Genomic DNA, 19,148 nt, shown 5'->3' with positions numbered 1-19,148 from the left:
GTATCCGAAGTGCAGTGCTGATTACCTCGGCAGATGTTCGGATGCTCATGAATGCTTACTCCGTACAGCCGGGGTAAACGGTGCAGGTATGTCCATTCATTTTGAATGTTTTAAAGGTTGGTGGAGATTGGCAGCGATTTGATGTTTCAGTCTCTTGGCAGGGTTTCCACCCTGAATCGGTAGTTATCCAGCGGTTTTTCATCGATGGTTTTTCCTCCGGATCAATATCGATCTTCAAATTGATAGTCTTGTTATTGAGGTCTTTCAAAGCAAAATCACCAAATGAAGCGCGACAATTTAAAATTTTCTCCAGTTCGCCAAAACGTGAGCGGGCTTGGCTTTGTTGAAACCACCAACTGCACACCCCTGTTCGGTCAAAGGTGCCGAGATCATTAAACATGACAGTTTTTTCTGAACGGTTCCGTGTGACATAGAAACCGCCAAGACCGTAAGTTCGTTGCCAGTCAAGTGGACCGTGACGCCCATTAATCTCCAACTTCACCCGCCCAAGCCTCATCCCACAAAGACCCTTGTAGTAACTCAGCGGTATCTCAAAACTAAACGTCTGAGGCTGCGCCTGAATCTCAGCGGTGTACTGCTTCGAGTAACGCCGAGTAATGGTCTTGCCGGCCTCAAATGACGGCGTCTGACAGCTGGCTTTACCCGGCTCATTGGGGCCATAGAATGCGATGGCATCAATGCCAAACTCCGCAGGCAATTGTCCTTTGAACGTGAACGTATCCCAGCCGCGATGGCTGGCGGCTGAGACTGCGGCCTCCTTGGCTAGTATGCCCACCCAGTCGCAGCCGCTTAACGTGAGTAAGGCCACACCCAAGGCGGCGCGTCGGGTAAACGTTTTCATGGCTCCGTCCTCTCTGTATCTAACGCGGCAAATGCGCGTTTAACCCGGGCAAAGTGCGCCTCAGGCGTTTCCCCGGATTGTTTTGTCCACGCGGCATGCGCTGCTCGTTCGGTGTCGAGCTTGTGTTCGGCCAGAAAGCGGATTTGTTCCGGATCGTTCCAGCCCAGTTCGGTGGCGAGGTCCAGTTGTTGTTTGATCCACACGTCAAAGGGGTCAGAGATGGGCAGGCTGGCGGTGGCGAAAGGGTGGTATTGCCACAGCCATTTCTTGATCGCCTCGATCTCGATAGCTTCACTTATGGCAGCTGATTCCGGCACGTCGAGCCAGGGCGTGGCGAGCGGTGTCGGGGAGGGGCCGGGCTGTGGGTTTTCGAATGCCTGCCACTGTTCGCCATCCCAGCTCAAGGCCCCGGCTAAAGGACCCAGCAGTAATGGGATTTGTTGTGCGGTCAGGGCGCCTAGATGTCGGGCAATGACCTGATTGTCCTGGAAGCGATAGAACCAGCGCTGGCCGTCTTCGTTGATGACCAGTCGCTCACGCCAGTGTCGGGTGATTTCATTCAAATCCATGTTTGGGGCACTGGCGAGCCAGCCCCAATTGAGCATCGGGTTCTGCAGCAGATAGCTGACAGCGGCTATCGATGTACCCTCAATACGGATAAGCCAAGGGCTTTGCTCCAGCAAATCGTCGAATTCGCTGTCCTGAAATACACGGATGTAGTCATGAATGGGTGCCAGTTTGAACAGGGTCGCGATGACTTGTGGGCTGTGCAGGGTGTCAATAATCAGCAGCAGTTGGCGTTGCTGGCGCGTTTGTTCAGCGAGCCAGACGGCAGGTTGTATGTGCATCGGGGCAAGTTCCTGTGCAGCGTTCAAATCAGAGGGACGGCTCATGCGCGGTTTGCCTGTGCTCGGCGGGCTTCGCAGATCAGGCAGCGGCCTGTGCCGGGCCGGGACTCAATATTCGCCAACGCCTGCTTCGGCACCGCCCCCGGCAAACCCGCCACCACGGCCCCCGGCAATCCAGCAGCCATTACCTGTACCCCCGAACCTACCGCTGCCGCAGCACCGCCGATGGCCATCGGGATGTTCGAGGCCACCACCGCGCCGTTCAGCCAGACGCCTCCGGGGTTGAGGGTGAGAGTGCTGCCACCCGCTGAAAGGGTCAGTTCGGCACCGGCTTCGATGACGACTTTGCAGCCTGCCTTGAGGTGAATTTCCTGGCCTGCGTCGACGTATTGGCCGATGGCGGTTTTCACGTGCTGGCTTTGGCCAATGTCCAGGTGGTCAGTGGCACCGACTTTGGTCATGCGGCTGGCTTGGGTAGTGCGGTGTTCTTCGGCCCTGAGTTCGCTGTAGCTGTTGGCGATCACGGTGTCGTGGCGTTCATTGCCCACGAGGGTGGTCTGGTCGTGCTTGATGACGTGTTCCCAGTCCCGCTCGGCCTGAATGAAGATTTTTTCCGCGCCTTTACGGTCTTCGATTCGCAGTTCGTTACTGCCTTCGCCGCCGGGGTAGCTCAAGGTTTTGAACACGCTTTGGCTTTTGTTGGCGGGCAGCGGGTAGGGCGCGATATTGCGCGCGTTGACTACGCAGCCGGAGATGTAGGGTTTGTCCGGGCAGCCTTCCCAGAAGGACACCGCGACTTCCATGCCAACACGGGGGATGACCGTGCTGCCGTAAGCGTCGCCCGCCCAACTCGACGCTACGCGCATCCAGCAACTGGTGTGGTCGTCGGCGCGGCCTTCGCGGTCCCAGTGAAACTGGACTTTGACCCGGCCGTGTTCATCGCAATGGATCTCTTCCCCGGCAGGGCCGGTCACAATCGCTGACTGGCTGCCTTTGACGCTGGGCGTTCGATGAGTGAAGGGCGGGCGGAAATGCACTTGCCAGGGCGTCGCTTCAAACGTGTTTTGATAACCCTGAGTGAAGCCTTGCTGCCGAAGGTTTTGTTGGGCAGCAAACTCTTCCATCACCTGCGGCTGCTTGCCGTGATGGCTGACACGGGTCAGCAGCCAGAGCATGTTGTTGTCAGCGCTCGGGTGCTGTTTCAGGTCAAGGAAGTGACCGCTGCGCAGTTGCGTGACATCGCTGCTGCCGCTGGCCAGTTGGTAGTCACTGCGATGACGCTCCAGCGCGCGTCTGACCAGCAGCCGCGCCCGGTCGTCATCGGCGTAGTCGCCGGGGAAAGCGTAGTCCTCCAGATCCGGTTCGTCTTTGCCCGCCTCGGGATGATCGCCCCGGTAACCAGACTCCATCTGCCGGGTTGGTTGCTCGAAGTTGTAATCCCGTCGCGAGACCCGGGAGGTGCGCGTCTCAAGCCGGACGTTGAACTGTTTGATGGTGGCTTGTGCGGGCACGAGCCCGGTGTCGGCGTTGAACAGGTTGGGAGGCAGTTTGGCGAATCCGGTCTGGTCATCGCCAAACACCAGTACGTGCCGGGCTTCGCTGTGTTCGAAGTGGTAATGAATGCCTTCGGCAGCACACAGGCGCTGAATGAAGTTCAGGTCGCTTTCGTTGAACTGCGTGCAGTATTCCCGGGCCGGGTACAACGTCGGGCCGAAGGCAAAACGATAGTCGCCAAGAAGGATCTGATGTTCTTCCAGCACTTGGGCAACAATCTGCGGCACGCTTTTTTGCTGGAAAATACGCTGGTTGAAGCGGTGTTGCAGGTACGCCAGCTGCGGCACCAGCGTTACGCTGTAGCGGGTCAGGCGCTTGCCGCGCTCATGTTGGCTGATGCTGTGGATCTGCCCGTGAATACCGGTGCCGTCTGCGCCAATACAAAGAAACGCGGTGCGATGTAGAAACCGCGCCAGAGGCAGGTTGGGATTTTCGCTGACCAGATCAATCCGGATTTCGTACGGCTGGCTGATGCATTCACCGCCTTCGAACTCCAACACCTGAAAGTCGTTTTCGATGGAGGGCAGTTTCAGGGTAAATATGTTCGCAGCCGATCGTTTTGAGTTCAGCATCCGGGGAGTCCTTTGTTTGATGTTTGCCAGAGATCAGAGAGCGGGTTGTTGGCCGGGGATGGCATCCCATGACCAGTGCTCCCCGGAGCTGCTCTGGATGTGCAGCTGGTTGAACGAGTGGTGACTGGCGTAGAGCGCGAAAAAGTGGCTCAACACATTGCCCAGCAGAAACCACTGCGCCTCGACCCCGGCGTCTTTCGGGCGTATTTCCAGCAAGGTACGGGTGCCACGAACGGGGATACCCCGCTTGAGGTAATCAATATTTTGATGACTGACTTTGTGCAGTGCGTCGAACAACTCGTCACTGACATGCCGTGCGTTTTGGTCATGGAATGCGGGCAGGTCGTATGTGCGCAGAATGTCCTTGAGTGCTTTCACGTTCTCCAGCGAGATGTAATTCAAGGACATGCTGCTGATCACTTTCCATAAGTGATCGCTGTGCAGGGGCGCAGTGTGACTGGCAGTTGCCAGTCGGATGTTTCTGAACCCCACTGACTCCGATGCGCCAGAAACAGGCACGCTGATATCGCCAACAACCAGTTGGGCGGGCAAGTTGCTATTGGTGCAGGTCAGGTCAATAGAGACGGTTTCATCCACGCCATCGGCCACTTGAAAGCAGATGCTCAACGAGGTTTCATCCACTAGGGACGGCTGCCGGTTGAGGTGGTAAAGAGCGGCGGTTGGAGAACACCCGTGGGTAGAGACCCCCATGGCGGACTCAGATGCAAGGTATTCACGGTGATGACTTTGCCCAGGCTTCCAGCCAACGACTTTTTCAATGCCGAAAATCTCGCAGGTATGGGATGTCATTTCCGCTGGAACCAGCGGGTATTCCTGCTGGCCTGCCTTGAGTGAAATGGGCAGGGCGTGGTGGCGAAACAGATTAACGACCGGCGTGCAGTGCAGCTGTATGTTTTCGAGCTCTGGCCGAGGCGCAGTTTTTGGGTACTTGCGGAAGTCGAACTGCAACTCCATGGCGCTCGCCTGGGCAAGTGTTTCATCATCCAGCAGATTGAGCGCACCGAGGCCCGATACGTCCACGAACAGAAATTTATCCCTGAACGCAAAAAATTCTTGAAGTAGTCGATAGCCCGGTTGCGGGGTGGTAGCGCCCGTAAGCAATGCTTCATCGTCGGCAAAACCCACCGGCTTGACGTGGGAAGGATCAAGCCGGATTCGAACGGGCTGGCCTGCGCTGTCATTCACCGGTTGACCGGTACGGGTCAAGGGCCTCAGCTCTGCCGAGAGTAGTTGCTGCAACAATCCCCTGTACAGTTCGCCCGTAACTGAAGGGCTGCCGGCAAGATGCAGACGCAGTTGCTGTATCTGTAATTCACCAAGATGGCCGTCCGACGTTAACTTGATTCCTAACTTCAGTGTCGCACCATCGCCCCTGTCGAAGTGCTCCAGTCGGTGCAGTTCAAGAGACATGACATGGGTGTCGAATACTGTCCGGAAACAGCAGGGGACACCATGAACCGGTATGGATTTGACCTCGCTGTGTCGGGGTATGAGTCGGGATGGGCCGGATTGTGAAAGCGGATCAAACTGGATAATGCTCATGGACGGCATCGGTCGCAGGTAATTGCCCCATAAGCGATGGATCAGGCCGTGGGTAATAGCCGGGAAGTCGTCGTATATTGTCTGCCGCAGCCGTGCGGTCAGGAATGACACACCTTGCAGAAGCCGTTCTACATCGGGATCCGCGGTGCCTCTACCTATGAAGGGTGTCAACGAAGGTTGGCGTTCACATAGCACGACGGCTTGCTGACGGAGGGCGGTGAGCTCGCTTTGGTAATAGTCTTTGAACGACACGTTTCTGAGCCCGCGATTGTTTGAGTATGTTGATGTGGAAGGTGAATATGTTTTGGTTTGATAAAGAAATATCGCACCACCCATTGGTAAATAGGTTATGGCAGTGTGGCGATATTATTTATTGCAAGAAAATACCGTCGGTGCGTGGTCAGTCATAATCAATGAGTCGTCAGAGTATGTATGTAGGTGTGCGGCGGTAAAGTTGTAGGAGTGTTCGTAAGTGGCTGTAGTTGTTATGTCTGTTGATGGCTATGTTTGAAGTTGTCTATATCAGTTAGATGTTTATGGTTGTTGTTTAAATCGTTTAATCATGTTTAAGCTTTGCCTGCAGTTCCTTCGAAGCATTTTCGTTTTGCGGACATCGCGCGATGTATCCAGCGCCCCAGCCGAGACAAACCCCGACACACTCATCACGATCAACGGCCCTCAAGAACCCTTCGGCCAAGCCGATGCGCAGTCAACTGCGTTACGAGCCTTTCGTCCGCAACGTTACGTACAGGGAAGTCAATATTTTCGGTTTGCGCAGCGCCGCAAACCTTCCCCTTGAGGTACTCGTTTTATGGCTAAATCCCTTCGACTCCAGATTCTGGGCATGCTGGGCGGCAGTCTGGTGCTGGTGCTGTTGATCGCGCTGGCCTGTTTCCAGTTCCTTTCCAGCAATGTGCAGGCCTATCGCGGCTTGCTCGAGGGCCCTGTGCTTGCGTCGCAGTTGGTGGACGAAGCCAATCTTGAATTCAAGACCCAGGTGCAGGAATGGAAGAACGTGCTCTTGCGCGGCAAGTTGCCAGCGGATCGCGACAAGTTCTGGGGGCAGTTCGAGGCGCAGGAGCGTCTGGTTCAGAGCGCGCTCGGGAAGCTGGAGCGTGTGCAGGGTGTACCGGAGTCGACGTTGACCCAGGTGCAAAAACTGATGGGAGAACACAAGACTCTGGGTGCTGCTTATCGCAAGGGGCGTGATGCCTTCATTGCGGCGGGCGGCGACCCGGTCGCCGGTGACCTTGCGGTAAAAGGCGTTGACCGTGCAGCCAGCGAGCAGATGAGTCAACTGGTGGACACCCTGCGCAAGAACAGCGGCGAGCAATCGGTGCTGATCAGCAACGCAGCCGACCGGACGATATTGTTCGGTGCCCTGATCATGCTCGCGTCCGCGGTATTGGTAGGCGTGCTGACCTGGTGGTTGGTCAATCGCAACCTTATCGCGCCAATCCGCATGCTTATCGACTACGTGTCGCAGTTAAGCCATGGCAAGTTTGCCGAGCGAGTCAATATCACTCGTCAGGATGAGCTGGGTCATCTGGCTGTGGCGGCCAATATTTTGCGGGACTTCCTGGCGGATACATTCAATCGCCTCAAGCGCAGCACGACCGATCTGGACACGGCCGGCAACGAGTTGAAGTCCATCGCCACGCTCATGGCGCAAGGCACTCACGAGCAGTTCGAGCGTACAGACCAGGTGGCTACGGCCATGACGGAAATGTCGGCGACGGCTCAGGAAGTCGCAAGGCATGCCGCTCAGGCTGCCAGGGCGGCGGATGATGCGGATCATCATGCCCGGGAAGGCGACAAGGTCATGCAATCGACCATGACCACCATCAATCTGATGCGCAGCGAAATCGGCAATACCGCCAACGTGATTCAGCGACTTGAGACCGACAGCGTGCGCATCGGTAAGGTGCTCGAAGTGATCCGTGGCATCGCTGATCAGACCAATTTGCTGGCGTTGAACGCGGCCATTGAGGCGGCGCGCGCCGGTGAGGCCGGCCGTGGTTTCGCGGTGGTTGCAGACGAAGTCCGTACACTTGCACAGCGCACTGCGGTGTCTACCGCCGAAATCAACCAGATCATCGATTCGGTGCAGACCGGTGCCAGCGACGCGGTTATTGCGATTCAGGGCGGTCAGGCCCGCAGCGAACAGAGTGTCGAGCAGGTGAACAACGCCAGCGCCACCTTGCACCGGATTACCACGGCGGTGGAGGCGATTCGCGACATGAACCGGCAAATTGCCACGGCGGCTGAGGAGCAGACTTCAGTGGCTGAGGACATCTCGCGCAATCTCACTGAAATTACCGCCATTGCCAGTACCAATCAGGACAACGTGAAACGTACCCAGGCCGCCAGTCATGATCTGCACGGGTTGTCTGTGGGCTTGAACGATGTTATTTCGCGATTGAGCGCCTGACATCGGTCCCGGCTTGTATTACATCGCCCGCACCGGCACCATTCATGGCATTCGGCCGGTCGGGCCTTGGTATTACGATGGACAGTAGCGGGCGATGAGCAGCGATTTTAAGGAGTGGCCGGAGGACAGCGAGCCGCTGGAATTCCCGGCAAAAGATACCGCTGAGCGTTTGCAACTTGCGCTGGATGCCGACGCCATCGTCGGCACTTGGGTGTGGCATGTGCAGGATAACCATGTCATCGGTGACGAGCGCTATGCTGCTGCATTTGGCCTGACGCCACGGGAGGCTGTGGAGGGCCTGCCGCTGGAGAAAGTCACGGCCTCGATTCATCCTGATGACCGTGCGCGTGTCGAAAGCGAAATCGGCATCACCTTGCTGCGCGGTGGCGCATTCAGATGCGAATATCGCGTGCTGCACCGTGATGGCAGCTATCGCTGGCTCGAAGCCAAAGGCCGTGTCGAGTTCGATCAGGACGCCAGGCCCACCCGTTTTCTGGGTGTGCTTATGGACATTGAGTCGCGTCGTGCGGCGGAAGTTGAGCGCGATCGCATTACCGCGTTGCTGCGCACGTTTACTGCCGCAGTTCCTGGTGTTGTGTACGCCAAGGATCGTCAAGGACGCATGCTGGTTGCCAATCACGGCACCACGCAATTGATCGGCAAGCCACCCGGGTTTTACATCGGCAAGACCGACCTCGATTATCTCGAGGACAAGGATCAGGCCCGGGTGATCATGGCGACCGACCAGCGCATCATGAACGGTGGTGTGTCGGAGCAGGTTGAAGAACAGGTCCGGCTGGCGGACGGTTCGGCAGCGACCTGGTTGTCGGTCAAGGCGCCGCTGTTCAGTGAGTCCGGGGAAGTCATCGGGCTGATCGGTTCGTCCATTGATGTCACGGCAAGGAAGCAGGCTGAAGCTGCCGTTCAGGACCTCAATCTGACCCTTGAACAACGCATCCGTGAAGCGATCAGCGAGCGCGAAGTGGTTGAAGAAGCACTGCGCCAGTCACAAAAAATGGAAGCCGTCGGGCAGCTCACCGGTGGCATCGCCCACGACTTCAACAACTTGCTGGCAGGTATTTCCGGCAGCCTCGAATTAATGCAGATGCGCCTTGGGCAAGGCCGGGTCGCGGATGTTGATCGTTATCTGGTGGTTGCTCAGGGAGCGGTGCAGCGGGCGGCGGCGCTGACCCATCGCCTGCTGGCGTTTTCGCGCCGTCAGACCCTTGCGCCGATCCCCACCAACGTCAATGCTTTGATCATGGGGATGGAGGAGTTGATCCGCCGTACCGTAGGTCCTTCCGTTGATATTCAGGTCCGTGCCGCCGCCGATCTCTGGACAGCCTTGATCGACCCCGCCCAGTTGGAAAACTCTCTGCTCAACCTGTGTATCAATGCCCGGGATGCCATGCCTCATGGCGGCAGCATTCTGATCGAGACGCGCAATGAAGTTCTGGATGAGAACAGCGACCTCGATCCTGAAGTGCGCGGCGGTGATTACCTGAGTATTCGCGTGACTGACAGCGGCTGTGGCATGACGGCAGACGTGGCGGCCAAAGCATTCGAGCCGTTCTTTACCACCAAGCCGGTGGGTGAGGGCACGGGGCTGGGTCTGTCGATGATCTATGGTTTCGCCCGGCAATCCGGGGGGCAGATCCGGATTCGCTCCGAGGTCGACCAGGGCACGATGGTGTGTCTGCAGTTGCCACGTCACGAGCGGGAAATCGAGGCTGCACAGTTTCCGGCGCCGGTCAGTAGTGGCGCATTGTCAGGGCAGGGTGAGACTGTTCTGGTGGTCGATGACGAGTCTTCGGTACGCATGCTGGTCACCGAAGTCCTGAGCAGTCTGGGCTATGTGGCCATTGAGGCTGCTGACAGCCTGGCCGGGCTGCGCATTCTGCAATCGGACGTAAGAATCGATCTGCTGGTAACCGATGTCGGTCTGCCAGGCGGTATCAATGGGCGGCAGATGGCTGATGCCGGCCGGGAGTGTCGGCCAGGCCTGCCGGTCTTGTTCATCACCGGTTACGCAGAAACCACAGTGCTCGACAAATGCCACCTTGAGCCGTTGACCGATGTGCTCACCAAGCCCTTCGCCTTGGAGGCCCTGGCTTCCAGAATCAGGGAATTGATCAAGGCTGTTTGATGAGTCATTGATGGGGCTGTGCGCGAGTGTTTGAGTTTTCCAGCTACGCAGGTTTGTTCATTGCCGCATTCGGTGCGGCGACGCTATTGCCGATGCAGTCAGAAGCGGTGCTGGTGGGCATGCTGCTGTCCGGGCATTACGTCGTTGCGACGTTATTGTTGGTCGTGACGGTGGGCAATGTGCTGGGTTCGCTGGTCAACTGGCTACTGGGCCGTTCGGTCGAGCGGTTTCGCCACAAACGCTGGTTTCCGGTCAGCGAGGCTCAGCTGGAAAAAGCGCAAAGATTTTATCTGCGTTACGGACGCTGGTCGCTGCTGTTGAGCTGGGTGCCCATCATCGGTGATCCGCTGACCATGGTTGCTGGCGTGATGCGGGAGCCGCTGTGGAGTTTTCTATTGATCGTGACCTTGGCCAAAGGTGCGCGGTATTTGCTGCTGACAGCGGTGACTCTGGGATGGGCGTGATCAACAGCGCTCTATGCGTGATGATATCAATGAGCCATACTTCGTAACTGGTCTTCCCATTCCCGCTATTTAGCGTAGAGAACCGTTTTATGAAGCTGCTTGCCGTTGTGATCGTCGCACTCCTGTCCATGGCCTCCGTAACCGCGCTGGCGCACAGCGGCGGCACCGACTCCAAAGGTTGCCATCGCAATCACAAGACTGGCGATTATCACTGCCACTGAATACCTTGATCTCGTGGGACGACGCCCGGTCCCACGCCGTTAAATACGGTGACGTGTTACTGCGCCCCGAACACCCCCGTCCAGTAAATCCCGGCATCACTCTTGGGGTCTACCGCGTAGGCGGCGCCCAGTTCGTGGAATGCAGGGTTCATGAGGTTGGCGCAGTGACCAGGGCTTGCCAGCCAGCCATCCACGACTTTGCGCACATTGCCCTGTCCGGCGGCGATGTTTTCGCCGATCTGCTGGCCTGAATAGCCGGCCAGTTCGGCCCGGTCACCCGGCATGCGGCCGTCGCGGTCCATGTGGTCGAAGAAATTATTGTTGGCCATGCCCCGGCTGTGGTTTTCCGCGGCCGATGCCAGGGCTGGGTTCCAGGTCAGCGGGGTGGTCGCGGCAAGGGACTGAGTGCCGCATTGTCGCGGCTGAGCCCTTGCCGAATTGATCAGTGCCAGTAATTTCTGGCCTTCCGCCTGCCAGTCGCCAAGACGGGCAGTGAGCAGTGGCCGGGCCAGCACTATTCGCCAGTCGCGACCTTCGCGGCTGACACCGATATCGACAAACTGCGGGTCGAGCACCACTCTGCAGAAGCTTTCCTGAATCGTGCTCATGGCTGATTGCGCATCACGAGGACCGGACAGGCTGATGGCTTGTACGTTGACCATCGGGTAGGTGGCGCGAGCCATGGCCTGTTGCAGGTCCACCGGGCTGGTAGCGGAAAGCACCAGTCGGGTATCGACGTTCAAAGGTGGCAACTCTTGTGAAACCTGATCGCCGCAACGTTGAGATTGATTGCGGAAGCTGTTGATTGAATCGACCAGTTGTGACTCTTCGGACGCCACGGCGGTGGCGGTGAATACCAATCCCAGTGACAAGGTGGCAAAACGCAAAAAAGATAAAGTAACGCGCATTAATGTCTCCTTGAACTGACCGCGCCCATAATGCGCGATTTTGCGCTGTGCTGCGAAATGCCATTTATCGAAGCAATATTGAGGGTGAAGAGCGCTGTCAGTTCAGTCCCGCTGGTTCACAAGGGTCAGAAATTGGCTTTAAGGGCGTCCAGTCCGCCTTGATAGACCTCTTGGAACAGTGCTTCGGCCTCTGCATCAGAGATCCCGTCGGGGGTGAAACTGCCGGACCAGGTAACGACTGTCTCATGATCGCCATTGCCAGCAACCTGCACCGTAGCGAGGTAGTTAGTCACCGGGAATGGGCCTTTGACGATCGAATAGCTGTAAGTGCGGTTGGCTTCATCGAAGGTTTGCAGCTTTTCGACAATTACTGCGCCGTCAGCGGTAGTCAGCGTGCGTAGCCGCCCACCTTCGCTGGCTTCACTGCTGGCAATGAACGGCAGCCAGTCCGGCAGAGACAGAAAACCGCCGACCAGTTGCCAGACTTTATCGGCAGATACGGGTACGCGAATGTTTGCAGAGGCTGTTGCCATGGTCATTGCTCCAGAAATGAATGAGGGGATAGTAAACGCAATTGCATCGTGACCGACACTGTGGCGGTGGAATCGACCCGTTGAGTCCCAAAGTCTGCACCGCCTGAAATCGGTGACAGGTGGGGTGCTGGATCGGTCCTGCGAGGGCTGTCTGCCGCTGTCGGTTGGCATGCAGCGATGCCGCAGTTTAACCTTGTGCGAAATTTAAGAGCTGTCGCCTATGTCGTTTTCGCTCATCATCAACGGTTTGCCGACTACCTCCGGGCAGTCTCATGCCCCTGCGCCTGAAGTGATAGCCCCCTGGTGGAGCTTCACCAAAACCGTACTGGCCGCTGCCGCGCTGACGTTGGTTCGCGACGGTCAGGTCGGCCTGGACGATCAGGTTGCCGAAGGCTCTTTCACCCTGCGCCAACTGCTGCGTCATCAAGCCGGGCTGGCCGACTACAGCGAGCTGGCTGACTACCACACTGCAGTGGCGAGCGGTGAACCGTCCTGGCCTGCCGACGAGATGCTCCAGCGGCTGGATGCCACTCGTTTGCGGTACACGCCCGGGGAGGGCTGGCGCTATTCGAACGTCGGTTATCTGCTCGTCTCCCGTTTGATCGAGCGGCTTTCCGGTCTCCCGCTTGAAGACGCGCTCGCTCAGCGCGTGCTGTCTCCTTTGGGCGTTACGCGGGCGCGTATTGCGCGGGCGGGCGAAAATCTGCAAGGCGTGTGCGCAGGTGTTGCTCCCGGCTACGACCCCGGCTGGGTCTATCATCGCTTGCTGATGGGGCCGGTGACGGAAGCGGCGCAGCTTCTGGATCGCTTGCTGGCTGGCGAGCTTCTGCCGCAAGGGCTGCTTGAGGAGATGCAAACAGCCCTGGTACTGGGCGGCCCGATAGCGGGGCGCCCGTGGCTTTCCCCAGGATATGCGTTGGGATTGATGCAGGGTGGCGTCGCAGGCGGCCTGACGTTGGCCGGGCACACCGGCGTTGGGCCGGGCAGCGTGGTGGCCGTTTACCGTGGCACTCACGGTGGGGCCACTGCAACGTGCGCGGTGTTTCACGAAGACCAGGCCGAGGCCGTGGTCGAAACGGAAATGGTCAGGCGTGTCACGTCAGCGCTGGGCGTGACAACGTCCTGACATTAAGCTTTCGGCTCCATCGCCATGAACATTTCCTGTTTTTTGAAGCGACCGCTGTTCTGGAAGTCTGCGATCACCAGACCCTGGCGGCCGGCGATCTGGCTGACGATCTCGCGATTGATCTGGCCGTTCTTCTCATCTGCCAGGTAACTCTCAACCGACATCCAGCGGGCCTCGGCGATTTCGTCGGTGTCGATGACGTTGATCGTCTGCGTCAGTGGTTTCAGTCGGCAGATGAAATGGATGTTGGATTTACCGAATTCATAAGGATGACGGGTGGTGAAGCCCAGAATGGATTCGAAGCTGGCCTCGACACCCGTCTCTTCCAGAACCTCACGGACGATGGAGTCCTGAATTCTTTCGCCGTGATCGACATGACCGCCAGGCAAGTTGAAGCCGGTACGGCCCTGGTCTCTCACCACCAGAATTTCGTTGTGCTGATTGATCAGGATGGCCCCGGCACCGACGATATGCGTCGGGGTAAAAGGCACGTAAGTCGATTCCTGTGGTTTTCTGACCAGAGTCAGGGTTTCAGGCAGGCAACTGTGAAACGCAAAACCGTGGGCGACGAACTGCGCGATGCTGCCGGATCGGCTGACAGGCAGAGTAATCCACGCGAGGCCCTTGTTCTCGCGCTCCATGAACACCAGCAAGCCTTTAATGGCGATTTCAAGGTCGGCTTTTTCGTAAGAAAAAGAATCCGGATCGATGATCACGCCGTTGTAATCGTTCAACTCATACTTCATTGAAAATCCTGGAAAGCTGGGGTCCGTGGGGCAGTTTAATCCTGAGCATTGATTTGCTTCCACTCAATGCCAAAACGCGCCAGATATTTTCGCAGGCGATCCGCGTCATTGGGGTTCGCCTTGTTCCTGCGTGACACGCCAAACAGCTTGCGTCCGGCGTCTGACAGGCTCTGAGCGCTGCGGCACACATCAATGACTGCTTCGAGTTGCACGCGATCAAAAAGGTCCAGTTCCAGCTCTTCATCCAGCAGTGGCAATGGGTTGTCCGCTTCCACCGTCAGGGCCCAGGCGTAACGCAGGCGCTGGATTTTCTCTTCAACCTGAGTCTCGTCAATCCGCCCTCGGCAGCGCGTAACAAGCCTTCACGAGCGGACAGGCGCCGGTGAATGCGCCCTTTATATGGCCAAATAACGTCGACATTGCACCGTCACCCCCGCAAGGTTGCGCAGTTGACCTCCACAAAGCGCCCTTCGATCTGATGCCGGCTGCGCTTGAGTTCGTAGATACGTCTCGCCAGGAAAGATTTCCCTGCACCCGTAGGGCCGATCAGCAACATGGGTGCTCTGGAGCGCACCGCGACCTGTTCGATCTGCTCAATCGAGCGGTTGAAGGCGGCATTGCGAGTGGCAATCCCTGACTTGAGGAATGCGAGACCTTCCAGCCGTTTGTGGGTGAACCGCGAGGCAATGCGGTCGTAGCGCGAAAGGTCAAGATCAATCAGGGAGTAGGTGCCGCTCGCTCGCTCTTCGTCGCTATGTCGACGTGCCGGTGAGGTCTGAATCAGTCGGGCGGGCAGGTAACGCGCTTCAGTCAGCAAGAACCAGCAGACATGCTGTTTGTCTGTTATTTGTCTTTAAATACAGGAGTTAAAATTAATAACCAATAAAATCAAATAGATATCGATTGATTTTGTGAGGTTTTTGAGGCTGGCACGCAGCCTGAAGTAACCTGCATAACGCCAGGCAGTCAGGCGTGTAGGCTAGTGACTTGAGCGAAGCATCAAGTCAGCGGCCTTTTAAGTAGCTGCCTTGAACAGCAGGCCTGAGCAGCGGCCATTGAACAGAAGTAGAGATCATGCAGAAGAACACGTTTCAGGTACTGGAAGTCATCAACGGCAAGCCCCTCAAAATGTGGACAGAAGGCGTTCCGGTAGAGAGCGACGCCCGGCAGCATTGTTCGCGGCTTGGGCAATGAAGAGGCGTTCTGCTCTTGCAGTCATGGGGCAGGGCGCATCATGAGCAGGACCAAGGCCAAAAGCACATTCACGATTGAAGATCAGATTCGCGCCACCGCGTATGTTAAATGCCGTAAGGATGCTGCCGTGATTGACGAGATTCCCATGGCTTACAAGGACATTGACAAGGTCATGCACGCCCAGCGTGAGTGGGTGGAAGTGCTGCATACCTTGCGGCAGGTGGTCTGTGTCAAAGGATAGATTTTATGAGCAGTGTGATGACATTTGAGACGTTGCGAGGCTGGAATTATCAGCTGACAGACCACGAAGCCAGGTGTGTCAGGGAGATCCAGGAGACTCATGATGCGGCCAGGGCTTTGGTAGAGCTGAGCCGGTTTGGCAATGGGTTTGTGCGCGAAGCGGCGGTGGAAAGGCTCGCCGGGCAGGCTTCATCAGAGGCGTTGGTCGCGCTACTGGAACGACTCAACGACTGGGTGCCTCAGGTCCGGCTGCAGGCGCAACGGGCGGTTGAGCAGTTTCTGGTGGCCGAACGGGCAGAACTGTTGCTGCAAGCGTTGGCGCCGCTGTTGTCGCTGGGCCACAAGCAGCGTGTCGATCATCGTCAGACGTTGCTCAAAGCGCGCAGTCTGTTGTCGATGCCGCAGATGCGTGAGCAGGTTGAGTCGGCGTTTGGTGGTTGTCGTGGCGAAGCGGGCAGGTTTTTGTTTGACCTGCTGCTTGAGAATGCCCCGGATCGACCTGCTTTCCTGGCCGCTGCGCTGGCTCATGAGGATGTGACCGTGCGGCAGAAGGCGGTCAGTGNCTGTGCCGACTTGTCGACGGCCGACGCGGTGCCATTGCTTGAACGGGTATTGCAGTCTTCGGCGGCAAGTCTGCGGGTTCAGGCGCTGCGAGGATTGTTGACGTTGCTGTCGGACCCGGCAGGGCACGTGAAGGCAGCGCTGCTTGATGGTTCGTCTGCGGTGCGCTGTCTCGCGCGTTGGGCTGCGCCGCGTTACGGAGTCGATAGCCAGCAAGTCCTGCTGGCGAGACTGACCGGGGCGCTCCCGGTCAGCAGGCGCGAATGGCTGGGGCTGTTAGGGCTGGCGAAGGAGTTGAATCATTCGCTACCTGATTCGGTGCTGCGTGCCGCGCTCGACTCGCCGGTGGCTGTTGTGCGGGTGCAGGCCCTGCAATCGCAGGGTGATGCTGGTCTGAGGCAGCAACTCGCGGCGCTGGATGATCATGCCGAGAAGGTTTTCAGGTGCGCAGTGCAGCTCTTGAGTCATCAGCCGTGGTCGCTGTTCGATGTTCAGCTGGAGCAGCGCCTCGACGATGGTTGGCAGGAACTGAGTGATGAGCGTCGCGCCGCGCTACTGGGTCTCAAGCCCGTGTGGCGCCAGTTGGATTACTTGCTGTGCCGTTACGCGCAGGCCTCTGATGAGGCTGATTGCTGGCTGAAGCAAATCGCTGTCTGGTGTGATGCGCAGTATACGCTGGTCGATCCTGTGACGCCAAAAGCACATCGAGAGGTGTTACTGCAGCGTTTGCAGGCCATGGAAGATTCAGATGAATTGAAGTCAGGCACGGTACGTCGCCTGCGTTGAAGGTGAGGGATAGGGTCATGGAAATGGGACATGCGCTTGCGCATCCACTTGGCAGTGCCATGCGTGAGCGGGTTCTTGAGGCCCAGGGCTGATTGCACTGCACACGTTTATCACCGCCGAGCTTGGGCGTCTGGTGCCGGGCTTACCGCGAACCCATGAAGACAATGGGTTGCTGGACGGATCCATCGACGGAGGGCCGAGCGACTTGCATTGTCAGGCAGCGCGGCTTTTTCAAGTCGCGCTGCCTGACGCGCTGTTTACAACCGGAAGCGACTGACCAGATTGTTGAACGAGAGCGCCAGGTTCGACAGTTCCTGTGTCGAAGCATTGGTCTGATGGGCGCCTGCGGCGGTCTGGGTCGACAGGTCCTGGATGTTAACCAGATTGCGGTCCACTTCCCGGGCCACATTGGCCTGTTCTTCCGATGCGCTGGCAATGACCATGTTGCGCTCGTTGATTTGCGAAATGCCTTCAGCAATCTGTTCCAGCGCTTCGCCGCTGGCCTGGGCCAGGCCTTGGGTGTCATTCACCAGCGACTGGCTTTTACCCATCGCACGCACGGCCTGGTCGGCGCTCGTTTGCACCGAGTTGATCATGCCTTCGATTTCCCCGGTGGACGCTTGCGTGCGTGCTGCGAGTGCGCGCACTTCATCAGCTACCACCGCAAAACCCCGGCCTTGCTCGCCAGCGCGGGCGGCTTCGATAGCGGCATTGAGCGCCAGTAGATTGGTCTGTTCGGCGATCCCGCGAATCACATCCAGCACCTTGCCGATGTCCCGGACTTGCACCGCCAGGTCTTCCACCATGGTGGTCGACGCCGCGATTTCGGTGGTGGCGTTGTTGATCGCCGTTACCGCTTCGCGGGCTTTGTTACGCCCTTCAGTGGCTTGCAGGCTGGTCGACCTTGAGGCTTCGGAAGTGGACACTGCGTTACGCGCCACTTCCTCGACGGCTGAGGTCATCTCGGTGACGGCGGTGGCCGCCTGTTGAATCTCGTCGTTCTGACGTACCAGACCGCGGCTGCCGTTGTCGGTCACGGCAGTGAGCTCTTCGGCTGCCGACGCCAGTTGGTCGGAGGCGCTGGCGATTTGCTGGATCGTGGTTTTAAGGCTGGTCTGCATGTCGCTCAGCGCGCCGAGCAACTGGCCTGCTTCATCGCGACCGGTGCTGACGATATGTTGAGTCAGGTCGCCGTTGGCAATGCGCTGGGCGCTGGTCACAGCGGTAGCGATAGGGCGGCTGATCAGGCGGCTGATGAACAGACCCAGTCCAAGAGCTGCGATGAATGCCAGAGTAATGCCGGTGTACAGCGCGGTTTTGGCGGACGTCTCCATCACCTCGGCTTCCACTGCGCCTTCACCGATCTGACGGTTGTTGGAGTCGATCATGATCGTCAGTTCGTCCATGACGACACGATATTTTTTCTGCAGGTCACCAAAAAGCACGGTGCGTGCGCTCTCTACATCTCCAGCCTTTATGAGCGTCAGGTATTTCTGCACGACCTCCTGATAAGCCGGCCAATCCTTATCCATCATGTCGCCTGCTGCGCGTTCATCGTCAGCCAGAGGCGTTTTTCGGTAAGTTGCGAAAGCTTTTTCGCTGGCCAGTTGGTTGGCTTTCATAGAAGCCAGGTATTCGTCTTTTTCGCTTTGAGGTGCATTGGAAACGGTGGCGATGTAAAGACGAAACATGTCGCGCGTTTGCCCGACAGCTTTTGTTTTGGCTTCTGCGGTGTTGGCGACCGATACCAGATTATTGGCGAATACCAGTTTCAGGCTGTCCGACATTTGCGAAACACCACGGGCACCCAATACGCCCACCCCCAGTGTGATAACGGCGCAAAGCCCAAAAGCGGTGAGTAGTTTGGTCGAAAGTTTTGCATCGTGAAGCCAGCTCATCGGCGCGTCCTGCAGAGGTTGTTTTTAGATAACGACGTTGTGAGGTCAGCCCGCTCAATCCTGAAAAGTTGAGCAGGTTGTCATATCTCTATCGGCAGCGCTGTCCAGTTCTGAAGGGTTACTTAATGTTGCGCCGGTTGTTTTTTATTTCTGCGAGTTAGTTGCGTGATTAGCTTGAAGTCTTTGATTTCGGGCCTTTCAGGAGATAAAAAAATTATCGAACAGCACATATGTTCAATAATATTAGTTGATTAAGTGATATGGGATTTACGTCTGTAAGTCTCATGTTGTATGACGATTGTCTGTGTATGGGTCTGTAGGAGCGGCTTCAGCCGGGAGTGCGCAAAAACAGTCACCAAAATTTCTTCGACAGAAATACCGCTCTCCCGGCTAAAGCCGGTCCTACGGGATTGGGCAGGGCCTATGGAGCAATTCCCTTGGCAGGCCAGGCCCGCCGGGAGTTTGTGTTGACGGGGCCTGCGACAATTGCTCACC

General features: G+C 57.4%; 13 protein-coding genes and 2 pseudogenes. 6 read left to right on the top strand and 9 right to left on the bottom strand.

All coding sequences use genetic code 11. From position 1 onward, the window contains the following. Nucleotides 1–55: 55 nt before the first annotated feature. From EE949_RS13655 to tssF, 4 genes are read right to left on the bottom strand one after another with little or no spacing between them, the layout of a single operon-like run. The gene (locus EE949_RS13655; RefSeq protein ID WP_122664766.1) at nt 56–862 is read right to left on the bottom strand and encodes a hypothetical protein; all 807 of its coding nucleotides are present in this window, start codon (nt 860–862) and stop codon (nt 56–58) included. Next, nucleotides 859–1,755: a DUF4123 domain-containing protein gene (locus EE949_RS13650; protein ID WP_122664765.1), complete on the bottom strand. Its 897-nt coding sequence runs from the start codon at nt 1,753–1,755 to the stop codon at nt 859–861. Before EE949_RS13650 ends, EE949_RS13655 begins: the two co-directional genes overlap by 4 nt. Beyond that, nucleotides 1,752–3,836, bottom strand: coding sequence for a type VI secretion system tip protein VgrG (locus EE949_RS13645; protein WP_122664764.1), 2,085 nt, complete (start codon nt 3,834–3,836; stop codon nt 1,752–1,754). The genes EE949_RS13650 and EE949_RS13645 overlap by 4 nt, the downstream gene beginning before the upstream one ends. A gap of 33 nt (nt 3,837–3,869) precedes the next feature. Next, on the bottom strand, nt 3,870–5,735 hold the full coding sequence (tssF, locus tag EE949_RS13640; protein ID WP_122664763.1) for a type VI secretion system baseplate subunit TssF: 1,866 nt from the start codon (nt 5,733–5,735) through the stop codon (nt 3,870–3,872). Nucleotides 5,736–6,210: 475 nt separating this feature from the next. Between tssF and EE949_RS13635 the strand changes: the two genes are divergently transcribed. The 4 genes from EE949_RS13635 (at nt 6,211) to EE949_RS13620 (ending at nt 10,661) form a co-directional block, all read left to right on the top strand. Next, nucleotides 6,211–7,830 (top strand): methyl-accepting chemotaxis protein, encoded by a 1,620-nt coding sequence (locus EE949_RS13635; RefSeq protein ID WP_122664762.1) that lies wholly within the window; start codon nt 6,211–6,213, stop codon nt 7,828–7,830. 94 nt (nt 7,831–7,924) lie between these two features. Then, nucleotides 7,925–9,976, top strand: coding sequence for a hybrid sensor histidine kinase/response regulator (locus tag EE949_RS13630; protein ID WP_122664761.1), 2,052 nt, complete (start codon nt 7,925–7,927; stop codon nt 9,974–9,976). A 26-nt stretch (nt 9,977–10,002) separates the two neighbouring features. Next, the gene (locus EE949_RS13625; protein ID WP_122664760.1) at nt 10,003–10,440 is read left to right on the top strand and encodes a YqaA family protein; all 438 of its coding nucleotides are present in this window, start codon (nt 10,003–10,005) and stop codon (nt 10,438–10,440) included. Between the two features lie 89 nt (nt 10,441–10,529). Beyond that, nucleotides 10,530–10,661, top strand: a complete 132-nt coding sequence (locus EE949_RS13620; protein ID WP_122664759.1) for a YHYH domain-containing protein — start codon at nt 10,530–10,532, stop codon at nt 10,659–10,661. A gap of 56 nt (nt 10,662–10,717) precedes the next feature. Here EE949_RS13620 and EE949_RS13615 read toward each other — a convergent pair whose 3' ends face one another. Both EE949_RS13615 and EE949_RS13610 read right to left on the bottom strand, forming a co-directional pair. Next, nucleotides 10,718–11,569 carry a CAP domain-containing protein gene (locus EE949_RS13615; RefSeq protein ID WP_122664758.1) on the bottom strand — a complete coding sequence of 284 codons (852 nt, stop codon included), beginning with the start codon at nt 11,567–11,569 and terminating at the stop codon, nt 10,718–10,720. Between the two features lie 125 nt (nt 11,570–11,694). Beyond that, nucleotides 11,695–12,102, bottom strand: a complete 408-nt coding sequence (locus EE949_RS13610; RefSeq protein WP_122664757.1) for an SRPBCC family protein — start codon at nt 12,100–12,102, stop codon at nt 11,695–11,697. Between the two features lie 220 nt (nt 12,103–12,322). Between EE949_RS13610 and EE949_RS13605 the strand changes: the two genes are divergently transcribed. Further along, the gene (locus tag EE949_RS13605) at nt 12,323–13,228 is read left to right on the top strand and encodes a serine hydrolase domain-containing protein (protein ID WP_122664756.1); all 906 of its coding nucleotides are present in this window, start codon (nt 12,323–12,325) and stop codon (nt 13,226–13,228) included. A gap of 2 nt (nt 13,229–13,230) precedes the next feature. Here the strand turns inward: EE949_RS13605 and EE949_RS13600 are convergent, their stop codons facing one another. Both EE949_RS13600 and EE949_RS13595 read right to left on the bottom strand, forming a co-directional pair. Next, complete coding sequence (locus tag EE949_RS13600) at nt 13,231–13,974, bottom strand: NUDIX hydrolase (RefSeq protein WP_122664755.1); 744 nt, start codon at nt 13,972–13,974, stop codon at nt 13,231–13,233. Between the two features lie 35 nt (nt 13,975–14,009). Then, nucleotides 14,010–14,818, bottom strand: a pseudogene (locus EE949_RS13595) (RNA repair transcriptional activator RtcR family protein); the annotation flags it as partial. A 327-nt stretch (nt 14,819–15,145) separates the two neighbouring features. On the opposite strand from EE949_RS13595, the pseudogene EE949_RS13590 reads away from it, so the two are divergent. After that, nucleotides 15,146–15,409 (top strand): annotated as a pseudogene (locus tag EE949_RS13590) (RtcB family protein); the annotation flags it as partial. Between the two features lie 1,603 nt (nt 15,410–17,012). On the opposite strand, the gene EE949_RS13575 reads toward EE949_RS13590, so the two are convergent. Beyond that, a complete protein-coding gene (locus EE949_RS13575) occupies nt 17,013–18,653 on the bottom strand; it encodes a methyl-accepting chemotaxis protein (RefSeq protein ID WP_122664753.1) in 1,641 nt (546 codons plus the stop codon). Between the last annotated feature and the right edge of the window lie 495 nt (nt 18,654–19,148).

Source organism: Pseudomonas viridiflava (assembly GCF_900602065.1).
GTDB lineage: Bacteria > Pseudomonadota > Gammaproteobacteria > Pseudomonadales > Pseudomonadaceae > Aquipseudomonas.
This window is presented reverse-complemented; position numbering and strand designations above follow the sequence as displayed.

Coding starts and splice junctions, on each gene's coding strand:
- EE949_RS13605 (WP_122664756.1), top strand. CDS start 12,323: ATGTCGTTTTCGCTCATCATCAACGGTTTGCCGACTACCTCCGGGCAG.
- EE949_RS13610 (WP_122664757.1), bottom strand. CDS start 12,102: ATGGCAACAGCCTCTGCAAACATTCGCGTACCCGTATCTGCCGATAAA.
- tssF (WP_122664763.1), bottom strand. CDS start 5,735: ATGGGTGGTGCGATATTTCTTTATCAAACCAAAACATATTCACCTTCC.
- EE949_RS13615 (WP_122664758.1), bottom strand. CDS start 11,569: ATGCGCGTTACTTTATCTTTTTTGCGTTTTGCCACCTTGTCACTGGGA.
- EE949_RS13655 (WP_122664766.1), bottom strand. CDS start 862: ATGAAAACGTTTACCCGACGCGCCGCCTTGGGTGTGGCCTTACTCACG.
- EE949_RS13600 (WP_122664755.1), bottom strand. CDS start 13,974: ATGAAGTATGAGTTGAACGATTACAACGGCGTGATCATCGATCCGGAT.
- EE949_RS13575 (WP_122664753.1), bottom strand. CDS start 18,653: ATGAGCTGGCTTCACGATGCAAAACTTTCGACCAAACTACTCACCGCT.
- EE949_RS13645 (WP_122664764.1), bottom strand. CDS start 3,836: ATGCTGAACTCAAAACGATCGGCTGCGAACATATTTACCCTGAAACTG.
- EE949_RS13650 (WP_122664765.1), bottom strand. CDS start 1,755: ATGAGCCGTCCCTCTGATTTGAACGCTGCACAGGAACTTGCCCCGATG.
- EE949_RS13630 (WP_122664761.1), top strand. CDS start 7,925: ATGAGCAGCGATTTTAAGGAGTGGCCGGAGGACAGCGAGCCGCTGGAA.
- EE949_RS13620 (WP_122664759.1), top strand. CDS start 10,530: ATGAAGCTGCTTGCCGTTGTGATCGTCGCACTCCTGTCCATGGCCTCC.
- EE949_RS13635 (WP_122664762.1), top strand. CDS start 6,211: ATGGCTAAATCCCTTCGACTCCAGATTCTGGGCATGCTGGGCGGCAGT.